We start from the raw sequence: 17,032 nt of genomic DNA on the forward strand, positions 1-17,032 counted from the left end.
GTAACCCGGGTTTCCTGATAGAAATGAATACGAAAGTTTTTATTCTTTTCATTGCTGCTGTTGCATTTCTTGCGGTACCTGTCATGGCAGAGAACAGCACAGCCACTATTAGCGGAGGAGTGTACAGCTGGGACACCTTCGAACTTCTGGAAAACGTTGTGGTAGAGGTAAATTCTACACCTTCCCAGTCTATGGTGGCGAAATACGGTGTTTATTCTTTTAATCTGGAGCCAGGAAATTATCTGATTACAGCCAGCTACTATCAGAACAGTACCCTTATTAATTCAGCCGAGAAGTCTATTGAAATTAAAGGAGAAGGCAATTATAACGTTGACCTCCTGCTCCTCCCAGTATATTCGGAAGAATTTTTGATCTCCGAAAACACAGGGAATACGGAAACTTCAAGCAATATTACACAAGCAGCCAGTAACAATTCTGATGCTCTTAGCAGTTTAGGCGAGAATGGCTCTAAAGCGAATGTAAGTGTTGCTGAAACAGGTAAAACTAACGGATTATTTACCTCTTCAATACTTTATTACTTCATTGCTGCCTTTGTGTTGGTACTTCTTATTGGCGGCGGCTACAATATCAAAAGCCAGAAAAATCTGGGGAAAAGAGGAGAGAGAAAACAGGAAAAAACCACATTTGAAAAAACCCTTTCTGGAACGTATGAACTGGAGAAGAACAGGCTTCTTGAAGAGAAAGAAGGATACAAGGAAAAAGAATATGAGACGGAAAAATTTTCCATGCCTTCAAGCACATCCGGGTCTTCAGCAAAAGAACCTGTTTTAAAAAATGAGCTCGACATGGTTGAATCTAGAATAAAGCATAAACTGCCATCAAAGCCCACAGAAACTCAACTTCCAGAAGAGCCAGAGTTCCAGGTGGAAAAAGAAAAACCGGCTGAAAACAAAGAAGGGCAATTCATATTAAATACACAGCCCGTAAACCTCAAACTAAAAACACAGCCGGTAAACCTCAAACAGGAAACAGAAGAGAAAAACGAAACTTTTGCAGAATCACCTCCAGAAAAAGCAGACCTTGAAGAAATCTTTCTCAAAGAACCTGTGGAGAAACCTGAGCCTGCGAAAATATCTGGGCCGGTGTACTCTGTTGTCAAAAAGAATCTCCCTCTTCCGGCAGATCTCCAGGAAATCATGGATATAATCCGCGGCCAGGGAGGCCGAATAACGCAGAAAGACCTTCGCAGCAAACTGAAATATTCGGAAGGAAAAGTCAGCCTCATGCTTGCAGACCTTGAAAGAAGAGAGCTAATTGAGAAATTTAAAAGGGGACGTGGGAACGTTATAATCCTGCGGGATGAGCAAAGATAAAGTTCGATCCCATTTCTCTTTCTTATATTTCTTTTTTAACATTACAAATTTTGGCTTTGTAGAAATCCTTAATTTATGCAAGTTATTTCTACCACTTTTTTGTTTATGTTATACACTATCAGTTTAATTTTTATTTCTTTAATTTGGTTGTAGAACTTTCTTGCCCTGAGTACTTCTCGGAACTTTCTTTTGACAACAGAGAATGTTGTTTCTGCTATGTTCCGTTTATTGTATTTTATTTTATCAAAGGTAAAATGTAGCTGTTTTCTGTATTTTCCTTTGATTTTTTTCCTTTTTCTTACTCTTAAAGGTATAATTGAGTCTGCTTTTATTTCTTCTCTAATTAAAGTATGAATTTTTTCAGAATCATACCCCTTATCAAGGACATAACATTCAGATTTTTTTGTTCTATTCGATTGTCTTATCAGAGCTTTTGCATGCTTGGTATCATGATCCGTTTTTTGACTTATTTTCCATCCTAAAATTACTTTTCTATCAGTATCTACTGCTATTGAAGTTTTAAGGAAGCTCCTACGGAGCTTCCCTGTTCTTCGAGAATAATAATAACTTGCATAAGAACTCGTAAACCCAGTTGCATCAATTGCTGTAATGGAAGCATTTTCTCCATGTGAATAAAATAGCTGTAAAGTTTTTGACAAAATGATGTTAAATAATGACGAAGGGATTCTGGACATAAACTTTTGAAGAGTAGTGTAATGTGGAATCTTATCAAGGTCTAGTTTTTCCTTTATACTGCTCATGAGGTCAATAAGCTCTACAAAATCTCGATAGTCTGTACTTATATACTCCTTCAGTAAAACAAGAACAAGAAGCTGATGTTGAGTATAAATACGTTTGGAATATTTACAGGAGTAAAGGTTCAGTCTGGAAGACTGAACCGTTTTAAGACTGAGATCAATAAAATTAATATATTTATTTGATGACAATAGGAATTGCTCCTCGTTTTTTGTGGGGACAAAAGATAAGGAGCAATTTTAATATTTTATTTTATATATTTTTGGGAAAAAATAAAACTTAGAGGATTTCTACAGAGCCCAAATTTTAATCTTTTCATGGGAGAGGCTGCTCTCCTGCATCGAATTAATGAAAACAATTCTCCATTAAAAAGGCTTTATGCCTCAGGAAACACTATCCTTAAAAGGTTATCCTTAAAAGGTCTTTTAAGTTCGAATGGTATCGAAAACCTCCGCCAGCTTGCCTGGCGGCTCTGCACAAAAAGGAGAAAGAACAAAGAAGAACAATGAAAGAGACTGGAGAAGTTAAAAATGAATGTTTTGAAGTGGTCTCAAGTCAGTTTTGTTTTATTCACAATTGTATCTCTTCTTTTTTCCTTTTTACGGGACAGACAGCTCTCCTTCGTCAAGCGAACAAAAAAGGTTAGTTATAACTAACAGGATTGTATGGGTCAGAATATTTGTTTCATGATTTTTTAGCCCTCTTGAGCGAAGCGAAAAGGACTATCTGAAAGGCAGGACCATCTGAAAGGCGCTGGAAGAGAAAATATCGGTCAATACTATGCTGGAATTTTAGGTCTCTTCCTCTCAAAAACAGCTCTCAGGAATGAATGACATGTGATTACGAATAATCTTAACATAGGACGATACTTTATAGTAACTGTAAATACAGATTAGAGGCTGATTAAATACTAAATTATCACAAAGACTCATAAAAAAGCTTCATTAGTAAATTCATTTAATATATCCCCTTTTTTGAGTTAAGTATTCTTTTATTATTAAATGCCCATGGTAGGGTTGACTGCCTCAAACCCCTCCTGAGCAGTCAGATGACAGAGCACCTGTCTGAAAGAGGTCCGTCAGAATGAGTAAACAAGCACCAGTACCTGGAAGGATACCTCACCATCAGAAAACTGGAAACCCTTTACAAAAATATCCCGGGTGTTGCCTGTTTAAAAAAGGAAAGGAGCAGTCAAACAGAAACCCTGCACCCCAGAAGATGAGGCGTCATGTGAACTGCAGGTGCCTCATTGACTGTCAAAGACCTTATTAACCCTTATCAGGCCTGATTGGGCCATTATAAGGTCCAGCCAGGCCGCAACAAAGGATATAACAACAAATTTACTGCAACCACAGGCAGAATAATGGGCAAATATGTAAACTGTGATTAAACTGGTCTGCTATCAAACTGATGTCCGGGGGAGGGATATCAAATATTGTCCAAAAAAAGGCAGTAAAAAACAATAGAAACCGGACAAATGAAAAGGAAATCAGACTCAAGCTACTCTGAAAAGATTCAGTTCAGCCTGAAGAATTGAACTCGGATATGACTGGCTTTTAGAGGTATTTAATTCATGACACTTACAGAAATGATAGAGACATTTAAAACGAAACTGAGTCCCTCAAAAATTATAGGTTCGCTCGAAAAGGCAGCGAGTTTCAATGATGAACCAGGTAACGGATCAGGGGAGAATGATCAGGGAGTGGATGAAAAAAACAGTCCTTACATTTACCCGGCAGATAATTCTGTCAAAAGTTCCGGAATTACCAGAACCACTCAGAACGAAAAGGACCCTTTAATCAAACTGACCGATGTCTGGAAGATTTACCAGATGGGGGAGATTGAGTTTGCAGCTCTTAAAGGAATAAATCTGGAGATCTGTGAAGGAGAATTCCTGGTCGTTCTGGGCCCAAGCGGAAGCGGTAAAAGCACGCTTATGAATTTGCTGGGCTGCCTGGATACACCATCGGAAGGTACGGTCTACCTGAATTCAGAGGATATATCGGGACTTGATGAATCCGAGCTTGCCCGAATCCGTGGTCAGATGATAGGATTCATTTTCCAGAGTTTCAATCTGATACCCACGCTCAGCACGGAAGAAAACGTGCTCCTCCCTCTGGAATTCCAGGAAGAAGACCGAGAGATAGCCCGAAAAAAAGCATCATATCTTCTTGAAATTGTCGGGCTTTCAGACAAGAAAAAAAACCTGCCTTCCCAGCTCTCAGGGGGACAGAGGCAAAGGGTTGCCATAGCACGTTCCCTGGCTGTTAACCCGCCTATAATCCTTGCAGATGAGCCAACAGGAAACCTGGACACAAAGACCGGAGACTACATCCTGGAATTTCTTGATGGGCTGCATGAAAGAGAAGGTAAGACAATTATTATTGTAACCCATGACCTTGACCTGGTAAAATACGCAACTAGGGTTGTTTACATCAGGGATGGGGAGATTGAAAAAATTGAGGATCGCAGGAAAAACGGGTCAAGCAAGAAAAAAGAGCCAGATATGAATTGAGGAATAAAAATGAAAAAATTCCCATTACTTAAGATCTTACTATTACTTTCAATATTCTTATATCTCGGAGCCGGAACAGCTCTTGGCTCAAACGGAAATATAGATTCTTCAGCCCTGCAGGTGAACCTGACTAACCAGAACCCTGATACTGCTCGCCCTGGAGAACCTGTCGAACTCACTGTCAGTGTTCAGAACGTGGGTACGAAGGACCTGAAAGATATTACTGTCACTGTTAATCCGGAATATCCTTTCAGCAAGATTTCCGGGCAGTCTCTTGAAAAAGACATCTCCTATTTAAATGCAAGACAGGACGATAATGAAGGAGGTGTCCTTAAATTCAAGCTCCTGACGGATGCCAGCGCTTCTGCAGGTACTTATGACATGGAGATCGTTACCACCTGTAAAAGCGGCTCAGGATCCTCATCAACAACATATACAACTAAAAAAACCGTTACTATTGATGTTAGAGGAAAAGAGTACGCTCAGATTGTGACCATAGATAAAGCAAATATTGACATTGCAAAAGAAGAGACTCTGGAGTTCATAGTAACAAACACCGGAACTTCTCCCCTGAAAAATATGGTAGTTTCATGGACAGATCCGGACGGAGTGGTCCTCCCGGTATACTCGGACAATACAAAATATATCAAATTCCTGGACGCAGGCGAATCAGTAAATATTGTTTACAATGTAATGGCAGACGTAAACGCAGAACCTGGCCTTTATACTCTGGACATAAACCTCAAACTTGAAGACTACGAATCAAATGAGCAAACTATCAACACTACTGCAGGAGTTTTTGTAGGCGGGGAAACAGATTTTGATGTTTCTTTCTCTGAAAGTGACGAGGGAGAGATCTCGCTTTCAGTCGCAAACGTGGGCAACAACATTGCATATTCGGTAAAGGTATCAGTTCCAAAGCAGGAAAAATACAAAGTATCAGGAAGTTCCTCAAAAATTGTAGGAAATCTTGAGAAAGGAGACTATACAATTGCTTCTTTTGATGTAACCGGTACCCAGGGTGCGGAAATAGCTCAGAAAGGTGGCACTGGAACAACTGGTAAGGCAAAAGCAAGCGCTGAAGGGGGAAATTTAACTGCTGCTTCAGTGGAAAATAATCCCCTGAAAGTACAGATCGAATATACGGATGCAAAAGGAGAAAGAATAACTGTTGATAAGGAAGTCGAACTCGAAATTACCGGCGGAAGCATGCCTGCACAGACTGGAATGCCAGGCAACCGCGGTGGAGTCAGCTCTTACCTTCCATATATTGCAATAATAGCCCCTGTAGCTGGAGCATTTGTGTACCGGAAGAAAATACAGGAAAAAATACAGTTAATGAAAGAAAAAAAATCCGGGAATAAAAAACCTGAAGAACAAAAATCAGGCCTTAAAGCTCAATGAGACTGAAAATTTAACGCCCTTAAAAAACGGAAGGATGCAAAATGAGGAATTCAACTTACCTGAAAATGGGCTTGAATATGCTTGTTCACAGCAAGCTGCGGAGCTGGCTGACCATTATCGGGATAGTTATAGGGATCGGGTCTGTTGTGGGCATCCTCTCCCTCGGGGATGCCATGGAAGAGCAGGTTCAGAGCAGGCTTGCTGAAATGGACCTGACTCTGATTACCATTTCCCCTGGATATACAAAAGCGATGTCAAACATGCCAGGACCGGGAGGGGGTGGAAGATCCGGAGGTACGACAACGGATGTCAAATTAACCGATGACGACATAGATGCCCTGCAAGGCCTGGACGGCATAGAATATATTGCAGGACAGATCTCAGGCAGCGAGCCTGTAATCTATGCAGGGCAAAACGCAACTCTGACAATTACAGGAGTTGACCCGCAGGTCTGGCAGTATATGACCAGTCTGGAAACAGAATCAGGGCGACTCCTTGAACCGTCAGATAAATATGTCGCGGTCATCGGAAGCGGCGTTGCCACCGAAACCTATGACCAGGAGATAGGAATCAACCAGGTAATAACAATCAACGGCAAATCAGTAAGGGTTGTCGGCATCCTTGCAGAAGAAGGTCAGGGTGACAGGAGCCTGTATATGCCAGTAGATGCTGCGGTAAACCTGATTGATGATGCAGAAAAAGATGTCTACGATACAATTACGGTAAAAGCCAAAAGCGAAGACCTTGTAGACGGATTGATGGAAGATATTGAGAAGAAACTCATGATTTCAAGAGGCATTATCCGTGAAGATGACAGGGACTTCTCTGTCAGTGCCTCAAAGTCCATGGCTGAATCTGTGACCGAAATGACAAGCTCGATGACGCTCTTCCTCGGAGCTATTGCAGCCGTGTCCCTCCTTGTAGGAGCAGTAGGTATTGCGAATACCATGTTCACCTCTGTCCTGGAAAAGACTAAAGAAATAGGGACAATGAAAGCAATTGGAGCGAAAAACAGGGATATACTCATGATTTTCCTTTTTAACTCAGCAATGGTAGGGCTTGTTGGAGGTATACTGGGAGTTATCCTCGGAGCTTTCGTTTCGACTCTCTTCCCATTACTCGGTATGACCATGATGGGAAAAGGAAGCAGTTCAGGCCTGTACCTTGCCCCTGACCTTATGGCTTTCGGGCTTATCCTGGCAATTGTAATAGGAGTGGTTTCGGGAGTGATCCCTGCTTACAGGGCATCAAAACTAAAGCCGGTAGATGCATTAAGGTATGAATAACCTGAAATAAGGGAATTGGAGGAGGAGGGATCAAGCCACTTTAAATTTTGTTGAAAAGGCTTGAAAATTCCATTCTTTTCCTGATCGCTTCGGGAGAATACAAGAGAGCACGGTGAGGGTTGCCATAGGGCAGGTTAATTTCGGAGATATTAACGGAGGACATGCCTGGGTTGAGGTTTATGAGGAAGGAGAATGATTCCCTCTTGACCCGACTGACGGGCCTTATTATGATGACGACATTTCAGAACCGGTACCTGCCGATTCATCGGAGGTTGACTATGATAAATACAGGGATAGCAAATATCCTATTCTGGAAATCTAGTATTACTACAATAATGATTATTTCATAGATTTAGAAACTCAGTCTGGAAATGCACCGGTATCCTGGAATAGCGCACTAAAAAGTTATCAAAGAATAAAATGCAGAGAATAAAATTGGGTCAGTTCTGATTCTAACCCAGGCTATTTTTAATTTTAATATTGGATTTATCCGTTCTTATCCGTTCCTGCCGTAGAGAGGGAGAGAAAAACCAAATATGCTCCCTTTTCCGACTTCGCTTTCAAACCAGACTGTGCCACCGTGAAGCTGCACAATCTCTTTTACGAGAGCAAGGCCAAGCCCGGTTCCCTGATATTTTTTAGACGAAGAAGAGTCTATCTGGCTGAAAGGCTTGAAGAGCTTATCGTGATCTTCTGCTGCAATACCTATTCCTTCATCTGAGACAGCTACATTAATAAAATTGCCATCCTGCGAAGCTTTTACCTTTACGCACCCGTTTTCGTTTGAAAATTTAACCGCATTTGACATCAGGTTTGTAAGCACCTGCGTGATCCTGTCCTTATCCCCATAAATTCTTGGCAGGTCCTTCTCAAGCTCAAGCTCTATTTTTATCCCTTTGCTGGTAGCAAGCGGAAACAGCATGTCCCGTACTTCAGCAAATATTTCAGCCAGCCAGAACCTGCTGTAATGTAGTTCAAGACTCCTTGCTTCTACTTTGGAGAGATCAAGGATTTCGTTAATCAGATTAAGAAGGTGTTTTCCGCTGCCTGAGATATTACTGACAGCCTTGAGCTGCCTTGAGTTAAGTTCTCCGTAAACCTTTTCGTATAGCAAATCAGAGAACCCTATTATTGAGTTAAGAGGGGTTCTCAATTCGTGACTCATATTGGCAAGGAACTCACTCTTTGTATGGTTTGCAATCTCAGCTTCCTGTTTTGCGCGGAAGAGCTGGATTTCATATTTCTTCCGTTCCGTTATTTCCACTCCGGTTTCCAGGACTGCAATAGGGTTTCCGGTTTCATCGCATAAGGGCTTTGACCTGAGAAGCCAGGTTTTTCCTTCCGGAGTGGTAAATTCCTGACTGCTCCAGCTGAGAGTCTGGAGTTTCTGGGATACCTTATTTTCTTTATCCGTAGCCTGAATGCTGTTAGATGCCGGTTCTCTGTATTCGCCGGTTAAAAGGCTCTGGTTTTTAAGGGCAGCCCTGTTTGCCCAGCGGACTTTAAAATCCGGATCTCTCAGAACCACTATCTCTTCGAGGGAATCAAGAATAAACTTTTTCTCATATTCCCTTGCCTTAAGCTCCTGCTCAGCAAGCCTGATGCTTGAAAGCATTTCATTGATACCCTTTGAAAGCCTGTAAATCTCGTCATTTCCTTCCATCTCCAGCCGCTTTGAGGTATCTTTATCTCTTTTTACTTTGCCAAGAAAGCTGTCAATGGTAATTAACCTTGAAACCAGAAGACGGTCTAGACTGAATTTGGTTGCAGTTCCTATGGCAATTCCGCTGATCAGTAGAAAAACATAGATATAATTCAGGATGTTCTTGCCCTGCGCATATAGTTCACGGGGATAATCAGCTCTCATAAGAGCTACAGGTTCTCCGGTTGTATTTCTTAATGCAAAATATCCGGCTACTCTTTCTTCTCCAAGTATTTTAAAAACGCTACCTTTTGTTTTTGCAGCTTCATCAAATTTTTCTTGAAAGTCAGGTGGCATTTCCTCGTTTAAAGTGCAGAGTTTAAGAGAAGTATTGGTACGCTTTTCAAGAGAAGAGATGTAAGGACTGTCAATATATTTTCCGAGGATAAGAGTCCCATCATAGGGGCCTTTGCCGATACCTTTAAGAATCGGCCGGCAAACAACAAGCATGGGTCCATTATCAAGAAGGATGACCCCATGTATATAATCGGTATCATTATGGGCTACAAGAGCCCCATTATTAATCCCTTCAAGAATCCCTTCAGGAACCGGAACATCTGTCTTATTTATGAGGTCAGCTGAAAGTTTATGGATTGTGTTCCCATCTTTGTTTACAAAAAGCATGACATTCAGGTCAAGGCTATATAGAGTCCCTTCGTCAAGGTTCGAGTCTATATATTGAGGACTGACTGTGTTCACGAATTCATAAGTATCATCCCACCAGGCCCAATCCCTTGCTGTTCTATCAATAGACAAAGTTTCTGAGGCTATTGCCTGTTCGATTTTTCCGGTATTTTTAATAGTGTCGCGGGCTTCGAGATCGGAGAAACTTGCCAGCAGAATGCTATGGGATGCAACAATTAAAAGTACAGTAAATAGAGCAAACATCGAGAAAACAACTATCATTATTTTCTTACTGACATCCATTACATCACCAACAAATTGCCGGAAGTAAAAACCCAAACCTGTAACCTGGTATCATAATAATTCGCCTGTAAAAGCTGGAATGCAGATCTCTGTTTTTAAATAAAATCAAAAAATATATAAAGGTTGCTAATTCATCAATTTTTTCTGTAAAACAGTTACATGTTGGAAACCAGTAAATAATTATTTACTTTAGAAAAATAAAAAAATACATTTTATTCTATTTCAGATGTATTTAATAAACCCTCTTTCATTTTAATAGCGTCAAATTATTAATCGCATTTGCCCTGACTGCAGGGTTTTTTGTAGATAAATATAATTTGAATTTTAATATGAGAGATTTTACAGAGAGTTAGAAAGCAGGGCAGAATTTATAGAAATAAATTTCTCAATTCTTTAAACTCCTGTATACAATTCTAAAGGTGTAAACCGCACCTACTTTTTTATATTATTTGAATTAATTGATGCGAAGCGTATATTAAAATTTTCTTACTGATTTCCTGAGTTTTCTTCAGGTTATAAAGTCTATATATGAAATTTTTAAATCTTTGTGTTTTTGATTAAAAAAAGTTGCGTTAGAGAAGAATTTTTTCATTCTAAATTTATTATGATGGGACTATACATCTTTTAATATTATTTCCTATGATCTGATATGTTAATCATTTAAAATTTATGACAAAAAATGAGATTTTAAGGCATAAACGTAAATATATCTTAAAAAAAATATAACCAATATCCCAGTTTAACAGAATTGAGGTTTTTAGATTGATACTCAAGAAAATACCCATGAACATGTATGAGAATTTTCATAAGAAATTTAGTGGAAGTAATCAGAATACTTTTAATGTCTGCAGCGAATGCGGAGGTGCCTGCGAGCATAATAAAATAGGGACCCTGCTGCCTGGAGAAAAAGAGTATATGGCAAAGAAAATGGGTATGAGCGTTTCTGAATTCAAACTGAGGTACCTGGATGTTTTAAAAATGGATGATGGCACTATTATTCATGTATTAAAACTTGGGGAATTATGTCCTTTTTTGAACAGAAAAACCGAAGTGTGTGAGTGCATGGACTTTAAACCTCTTATCTGCAAAATTTATCCTGTTGTTTTTACAGTAAAGAAAGGGAAAGTGAATTTTACATTAGATAACTGGTGCCAGCTATCAAAAAAAGAAGTTTGCAGGAACTATTTCAAATCTGCAATCCCGCTTTTATCCCGTCTTCCCATTCCTGTTGAGTGGTTCAGGTATGTGGTAAGTTATGATGATCTCTGTTTTGACTACGAACAGATAAAAGAATCCAGGAAAGGAAAAAATCAGTACGCAGCTTTCACCCTGAGAGAGCTTTTAAGTTTCCAGATAGACAAGGTTGCACGCTATAAGATAGAAGCATACAGAGCAGAAAGAAACAGGGTGGAGATGTATGAAATTAAAGCTACACCCTCATTTTTCGATTATTGCCAGGAAATTGAAGAGTCTACCTTTTAATTTAAGTTGAGAAAAAAATATTTGTTCTTTAAAAAAGCTCTCACCAGCTTTTACTCCCATTTTTTCCTTTAATAATTCGGGTCTTCGTCTTTCTTTGTGTCTGCAGGCAGATTTTATCCATTGTTACCAGCTTTTTTGCTATCTCTACGTATCGGAATAGTAAAGGCAAAGGTACTTCCTTCTTCTACTTTGCTGTCGAACCAGACATAACCCCCATGAAGGACGACAATTTGCTTAACCAGTGAAAGACCAAGCCCTGTACCCTGAAACTTTTTTGAAGAAAATGAGTCAACCTGGCTAAAGGGCCTGAAAAGTTTGCACTGGTCTTCGGGTTTGATTCCAATCCCATTATCCTTAACGGTTATTTCTACAAGGTTCCCTTTCTTTTCTGCTTTTACTTTTACAAGCCCGTTTTCATGTGAGAACTTTATTGCATTATCTACAAGATTGTACATTACCTGAACGAATCTGGCTTCATCGGCACAAATGGTAGTAAGGTCATCATCAATCTCGATGTTAATCTCAACGTGTTTTTTATCTGCAATAGGAGACAGCAAATTTTTTATTGTATTAAGTTTGCCAGCAAGGTCGAACTCCTTGTAATTGAGCTCGAGCTTTCCGGCTTCAATTTTAGAAAGATCCAGAATATCATTTATCAAGCTAAGGAGATGCTTTCCACTCCTGGAAATATTCCCTACGGCTTTAACCTGCTTCTCGTTAAGGTCTCCATAAATTCTTTCATATAGAAGATCGGAAAACCCTATTATTGAGTTAAGAGGAGTCCTGAGCTCGTGGCTCATATTTGCAAGAAACTCGCTCTTGGTGCGGTTCGCAACCTCTGCTACCTGCTTCTCGTGAAGTAATCTCTCAGCTTCTTTTCTTTCGGTGATATCCCACCATGTCTGGAGAATCCCTATAATTTTTCCTTTCTCATCAGGCACAGGAATTGCCTGAATAAACCAGACCTTTCCGTCCTCTGTGACAAATTCTCCTGATTTCTTCTCTCCTGTAGAAAATATCCTGCCAATCTGCAGGCACTCAACTAAAGGTCCGTTTATACCCGGAGCGGACGTGAGGCAAACTCCCATTGCCTCTTTAAGGTCTATTTTCATGTATTCAAGTGCAGCTTTGTTTGCCCAGATAATTTTGAGTTCCGGGTCCACGAAAACTGCCAGTTCATTGAGTGAGTCAAGCAAAACTTTCTTTTCGCGTGCCTGTGCCTTTAATTCCTGCTCCGCCACATAAATGTCATTCAGCATCCCGTTTATTTCCCTTGAGAGGCGGTATAGCTCATCATTGTCTTCCAGTGTCAACCTTTTGGAAAGGTCTTTTTCCGACCTTACCCTGGTAACAAAATCATCAATTTGTATTAATCTTGAAATGAATAATTTATCAAGCACGAATTTTACTCCGATCCCGGTCATAAGTCCGGTCAGAATCAGGAAAAAATACATGTAATTAAGGGTTTTTTCGCCGTGCGAATATAGTTCCCTTTGAAAATCTGCCCTGATAATCAAAGAAAGCTCATTATTTATATCTTTCAAACCGAAATAACCTGCTATCTGGCTATCATTTAATGGTTCAACTATAATTTTATCAGGGTTTACTGAAATATTGTCAACTCTAGCAAGAAAATCCTCTGGCATTTCTTCATCTGCCCTGCACATTATAAGAGAAGAACGCGTAGCTTTCTTAAAAGAATTTAACAAATCATCGTCAAAATATCTTCCAAAAATAAGAGTACCTTTTGAAGGCCCTTCATAGTTTGTTGTGAGAATAGGATGGCATGCAATAAACATGGGGTCTTCATCGAGTAAAACAAAACCGCTTTTAGAGTCATCTTCCCCTTCTGTAAGAAGACTTCCGTCATCTATCATTTCAAGCAGTTTCCCGGGGACGGGTGCTTCTGTTGCGTTATGAGTATATACGGATTTTACATAAACAACTTCTCCCGAGCTATTAACGAAAACCATAATGTTAACATTAATTCCGGCAAGTGTTTGATTTGCGAGGTCTACATCTATGTATTCCTGATTTTTGTCGTCAATGAACCGATAGGTATCGTCCCAGCAAGCCCAGTCCTGAACAATATAATCAAGATAGCCCTGTTCTGTAGCAACAGCATTTTGCACTCGTTCTACATTCTCTAATGTATCTACATGTTCAAGCTCCAAAAAATTGGAAAGCTGCATATTATGAGTAAATGTAAATGAAGCTGTAAGAATTGTAAAAATTAAGAGGGTTATTATAAGTACCTTTTTGCTAATATCTATTGTTATACCCCCAGCAGCTTGAAAGAAAGAGGAGCTTGAAGGTTAATATATTATTTAATATTAAAAGAGTAGATACTATATAAGAGTTAGTAAACACATTCAATAAATTCAAAGAAATATATCTTTAACTTATTTTATTTAATTAACAAATTTCAGAAAATAAATGTGAATGAACTTAAATATTAAATATTAAAAACTTAAGTTTTATTTTTTGACCATTTTTAGACTGGCCTTATAATTTTTAAGAGCTTTTATTTCACGGTTTCCTGACAATTTTTTTTCTTGCAGCAAAATAAGAATATTCCGCAATTTCAGCGCCTCCTTTCATGCCCGTAATTTCCATGCCAAAGGTACGGGCAAACTCCTGGACGTTTTCATGAAAATCAGGTTCGTAAGATAGTCCTGTTTCTATTTTTACAGCCAGGCAATACCTCGGGTTTCTTAAATACCTGTGGTTCAAATCCCTGTTTCCGGACTCTATTTCGAATTTTTTCCAGCTCGAAGCCCACATAGGAGTCAGATAAATAGTACCTTTGCCCCTGCATGCAAGCATGGCTTCGGCATAAGCATCGTTTCCTCCAAGGGCTGCACTGATACAATCCTCAACAATTTCTCCGGATCTGTCTTTTAGAAAAAAAAGAGGACATTTCATGTCTGTAAAATCTTTTTCCAGATCCCCAAGTACATGACCGCAGGTTCCATAAAAAATAAGGATTCCATCTGAGAATACAGCCATTTCCCGGATACTTTTGTAGACTTCGGATTTCAACAGTTCAAGATCAGTATGAAGACCCAGCCTGAGCAGGTTCACAACTACATCTATTCTCTCTTCTGCTTCCGATTCGATTTTCTGGAACATCTTTTCAATGAACGGAAACTTCTTAAGGGACTTTGACACTTGCAAATAAGGATCGAATCCAGTTTTAAGGAGTACTGGAACCCTATCCAGAGGAGCTGTTCGTGGAATGCTGTTTCCGGATCTGAGTTTGCGGAGCAGCCCAGAAATATTCCTGTTCTCCACAACTATTAGCTGTTTGATATTACGGTCCCTTGAAAGCACATGTGCAAGCTCATCTTCGAGCATCCCGCAGGCAATAATACTTAGAACAGGCATGTGATACCAGGTCTTTCATGCTTACATTTATAGTTTCAGTTTTGAAGGGTATCCGAAAAATTTAAAAAATAAATTAATGCAAAGTGCTGAATGAAAGCAACAGCTAGGTAAGAGGAGATGGCAGGAATACTTTAACAAAATAAATAGCTATGAACAGGTAATTTTGAGCCCATCCTCAATCTATTCTGCAGTGAATTATTTCTTTACTCATTTTTTAGTCTAGCCGGAATCTGTTTATCAGGAGTAACTCCGTAATATTTTGTTCTTGCAGCTCCCCAGATACAGCCGTTTTTCCCGAAGATCTTCAGTTCAAGATTCTGGATGGATTTGCAGACACTATTGCCTGCTCTTGCACCTTTACAGACAATACAGAGTTTTTCACAAAAAATTGGAGGTTTCCCCCGGGGTTTTCCTTTATTCTTAACCATTTCCTCACTCCGGATTGTTGCATTCAGTATATGCATCTATACATTTCAGAGATTTACTTCTTTCTGAGAATTACTTATTTACCTGCTGATTTATTATGAATATTTAGACCGGGACAGATTGATTGGTTTCACAGGAGTTTCTTTCCGGCTGCAGGACCAGGAGCGCACTGGAATACTTCGGTTATCGCAACTTCTATGAGAGTTTTTGCAGGAAGACCTGGTTTTGCAGCGTTTACGATTGATTTCATCTTATCAAATTTCTCGCCCGAACTGATAAGTGTGGATTTTCCTTTTATCTGGAAGCAGCCGCCTGTTTCAGGACCCCATACATAGATTGCAACGTTTGGGTTTTCTTTCAGGTTTGCAAGGGATTTGACCATGAAATTGTCTGCTATCCAGATAGTTTCTTCATCTACAAGCTGGCAGAAACCTATGGGTACTACGTTAGGAACTCCTTCTTTTGAAGCCGTTGCAACAGGAAAGATCTTTACTTTCGAAAAAGCGGTTTTCATCTCTTCACTTAACTTTACCATAATATTTCACCATCAGGATGATTTGCAGTATAAATTTATATAGTTAAGCGTTAGAATTCTGTACCAGATAGATTATTTGTGTACTTTAATAACCTTTCAGAGCCAAAAAGTAATAAAAAATGTTATTTGCTCAGATCAGGAGAAGAATTTATGGTCAGTGATATCAGGAGTATGGGAGAAGAAATACTGAAAAGAATCGGATCAGGAGCCGGATTTAAAAACGAAAAGGTTATTTACTGGAAAAACTGGCTCCAATTGTACAATTTTCATCCGGAATGCGTAGATGACCCCTATGCCTGGCTTACAGATATACTTGCTTTGAAATCCGTAGATTCGGGGAATTACGGGGTTGGGAGTATAATAACAGACGCAGATGGAGAAATTGTAACTCTTGGGCATAACCTTATGTATTCCCCTTCTTTTCGAAGTGACCGGCACGCGGAAATGGTAGCATTAAATGATTTTGAAGAAAAAAATCCGCAAATTGTAACTTTGAAGAGTTATACGCTTTATACATCTCTTGAGTCATGCCCTATGTGTCTTATAAGGCTAATTTCTGCAGGTATTGGCAGGGTATTATATGTTTCTTCCGATCCGATAGGAGGAATGTCAGATTCGATAAATCTCATGCCTGCCCTGTGGAGGGAGCTTTCTGAGCCACAGGTTTTTTCAAAAGCCCGCTGTTCAATGGATCTCTCAAATGCTGCAACAGAAATTATGCTTATCAATGCAGATGAACTGCTTGATATTCTGAGAAAACGCCGCTTATAGTACTCATGCATTTATAAAATAACCGGATTTAAAATAATAGATTTAAAATATCGGATTAAAAACAACCAGATTTAAAATATCGGATTAAAACAACCAGATTTAAAATAAACCAGAGCATAATGTTTACGTCAGGGTTTTTCAGATTTTCGGGATAAAGCCCTGATAAAATTACTGAAGAGAGAAGTATGGCTATTCCTTTAAAATAAAAGAGTCTTTCATGTAACTTATGCAGTAACTTTACCGGAGCTGCCGGAGCTGTTTTAATGAATGAGCCGTTCAACGAATTAATCTGCGGATATAATCTGCAAATGAGAAGATTTCGGTTTGTTCGAAAAAACTTCCAGGCTATAGTTTACTATACAAAAACGCAAACATACGAATCATGTTTTTTGAACATACCTGACAGATTTATTAATAGAAACTATTTTTAAACAGATATTTTTTTAAAAAGACATTTTCTCTCAAAAACAGATAAGGTTAAATAAAAAGAGCATATAATGTGATATG

General features: G+C 39.2%; 12 protein-coding genes and 1 pseudogene. 7 read left to right on the top strand and 6 right to left on the bottom strand.

Features of this window, described 5'->3' with window-relative positions; genetic code table 11:
• Nucleotides 1–23: 23 nt before the first annotated feature.
• Nucleotides 24–1,334 carry a helix-turn-helix transcriptional regulator gene (locus RSJ42_RS04745; RefSeq protein WP_410509528.1) on the top strand — a complete coding sequence of 437 codons (1,311 nt, stop codon included), beginning with the start codon at nt 24–26 and terminating at the stop codon, nt 1,332–1,334.
• Here RSJ42_RS04745 and RSJ42_RS04750 read toward each other — a convergent pair.
• Nucleotides 1,272–2,281, bottom strand: a pseudogene (locus tag RSJ42_RS04750) (IS5 family transposase). The gene RSJ42_RS04745 and the pseudogene RSJ42_RS04750 sit on opposite strands and share 63 nt — an antisense overlap.
• A gap of 126 nt (nt 2,282–2,407) precedes the next feature.
• Between RSJ42_RS04750 and RSJ42_RS04755 the strand changes: the two are divergent.
• The 4 genes from RSJ42_RS04755 (at nt 2,408) to RSJ42_RS04770 (ending at nt 7,295) form a co-directional block, all read left to right on the top strand.
• Complete coding sequence (locus tag RSJ42_RS04755) at nt 2,408–2,599, top strand: hypothetical protein (RefSeq protein WP_410509529.1); 192 nt, start codon at nt 2,408–2,410, stop codon at nt 2,597–2,599.
• Nucleotides 2,600–3,663: 1,064 nt separating this feature from the next.
• A complete protein-coding gene (locus tag RSJ42_RS04760) occupies nt 3,664–4,605 on the top strand; it encodes an ABC transporter ATP-binding protein (RefSeq protein WP_410509530.1) in 942 nt (313 codons plus the stop codon).
• A 9-nt stretch (nt 4,606–4,614) separates the two neighbouring features.
• Nucleotides 4,615–6,009: a COG1361 S-layer family protein gene (locus tag RSJ42_RS04765; RefSeq protein WP_410509531.1), complete on the top strand. Its 1,395-nt coding sequence runs from the start codon at nt 4,615–4,617 to the stop codon at nt 6,007–6,009.
• A 41-nt stretch (nt 6,010–6,050) separates the two neighbouring features.
• Nucleotides 6,051–7,295, top strand: a complete 1,245-nt coding sequence (locus RSJ42_RS04770; protein ID WP_410509532.1) for an ABC transporter permease — start codon at nt 6,051–6,053, stop codon at nt 7,293–7,295.
• Nucleotides 7,296–7,791: 496 nt separating this feature from the next.
• On the opposite strand, the gene RSJ42_RS04775 is transcribed toward RSJ42_RS04770, so the two are convergent.
• Entirely contained in the window at nt 7,792–9,924 is a 2,133-nt protein-coding gene (locus RSJ42_RS04775; RefSeq protein ID WP_410509533.1) for a CHASE4 domain-containing protein, read from the bottom strand.
• Between the two features lie 762 nt (nt 9,925–10,686).
• Between RSJ42_RS04775 and RSJ42_RS04780 the strand changes: the two genes are divergently transcribed.
• The gene (locus RSJ42_RS04780; protein WP_410509534.1) at nt 10,687–11,406 is read left to right on the top strand and encodes a YkgJ family cysteine cluster protein; all 720 of its coding nucleotides are present in this window, start codon (nt 10,687–10,689) and stop codon (nt 11,404–11,406) included.
• Nucleotides 11,407–11,519: 113 nt separating this feature from the next.
• On the opposite strand, the gene RSJ42_RS04785 is transcribed toward RSJ42_RS04780, so the two are convergent.
• The 4 genes from RSJ42_RS04785 to RSJ42_RS04800 form a co-directional block, all read right to left on the bottom strand.
• On the bottom strand, nt 11,520–13,685 hold the full coding sequence (locus RSJ42_RS04785; protein WP_410510323.1) for a CHASE4 domain-containing protein: 2,166 nt from the start codon (nt 13,683–13,685) through the stop codon (nt 11,520–11,522).
• Nucleotides 13,686–13,935: 250 nt separating this feature from the next.
• The gene (locus RSJ42_RS04790; RefSeq protein WP_410509535.1) at nt 13,936–14,793 is read right to left on the bottom strand and encodes a DUF1638 domain-containing protein; all 858 of its coding nucleotides are present in this window, start codon (nt 14,791–14,793) and stop codon (nt 13,936–13,938) included.
• Nucleotides 14,794–14,996: 203 nt separating this feature from the next.
• Nucleotides 14,997–15,221, bottom strand: a complete 225-nt coding sequence (locus RSJ42_RS04795) for a hypothetical protein (protein ID WP_410509536.1) — start codon at nt 15,219–15,221, stop codon at nt 14,997–14,999.
• A 128-nt stretch (nt 15,222–15,349) separates the two neighbouring features.
• Nucleotides 15,350–15,754 (bottom strand): pyridoxamine 5'-phosphate oxidase family protein, encoded by a 405-nt coding sequence (locus tag RSJ42_RS04800; RefSeq protein ID WP_410509537.1) that lies wholly within the window; start codon nt 15,752–15,754, stop codon nt 15,350–15,352.
• A 150-nt stretch (nt 15,755–15,904) separates the two neighbouring features.
• Here RSJ42_RS04800 and RSJ42_RS04805 point away from each other — a divergent pair, with 150 nt between their 5' ends.
• Nucleotides 15,905–16,525, top strand: a complete 621-nt coding sequence (locus tag RSJ42_RS04805; RefSeq protein ID WP_410509538.1) for a nucleoside deaminase — start codon at nt 15,905–15,907, stop codon at nt 16,523–16,525.
• Nucleotides 16,526–17,032: the final 507 nt, after the last annotated feature.

This window comes from Methanosarcina hadiensis, from assembly GCF_046529725.1.
Taxonomy (GTDB): domain Archaea; phylum Halobacteriota; class Methanosarcinia; order Methanosarcinales; family Methanosarcinaceae; genus Methanosarcina; species Methanosarcina hadiensis.

Coding starts and splice junctions, on each gene's coding strand:
- RSJ42_RS04755 (WP_410509529.1), top strand. CDS start 2,408: ATGGGAGAGGCTGCTCTCCTGCATCGAATTAATGAAAACAATTCTCCA.
- RSJ42_RS04805 (WP_410509538.1), top strand. CDS start 15,905: ATGGTCAGTGATATCAGGAGTATGGGAGAAGAAATACTGAAAAGAATC.
- RSJ42_RS04765 (WP_410509531.1), top strand. CDS start 4,615: ATGAAAAAATTCCCATTACTTAAGATCTTACTATTACTTTCAATATTC.
- RSJ42_RS04800 (WP_410509537.1), bottom strand. CDS start 15,754: ATGGTAAAGTTAAGTGAAGAGATGAAAACCGCTTTTTCGAAAGTAAAG.
- RSJ42_RS04760 (WP_410509530.1), top strand. CDS start 3,664: ATGACACTTACAGAAATGATAGAGACATTTAAAACGAAACTGAGTCCC.
- RSJ42_RS04745 (WP_410509528.1), top strand. CDS start 24: ATGAATACGAAAGTTTTTATTCTTTTCATTGCTGCTGTTGCATTTCTT.
- RSJ42_RS04790 (WP_410509535.1), bottom strand. CDS start 14,793: ATGCCTGTTCTAAGTATTATTGCCTGCGGGATGCTCGAAGATGAGCTT.
- RSJ42_RS04770 (WP_410509532.1), top strand. CDS start 6,051: ATGAGGAATTCAACTTACCTGAAAATGGGCTTGAATATGCTTGTTCAC.
- RSJ42_RS04775 (WP_410509533.1), bottom strand. CDS start 9,924: ATGGATGTCAGTAAGAAAATAATGATAGTTGTTTTCTCGATGTTTGCT.
- RSJ42_RS04795 (WP_410509536.1), bottom strand. CDS start 15,221: ATGGTTAAGAATAAAGGAAAACCCCGGGGGAAACCTCCAATTTTTTGT.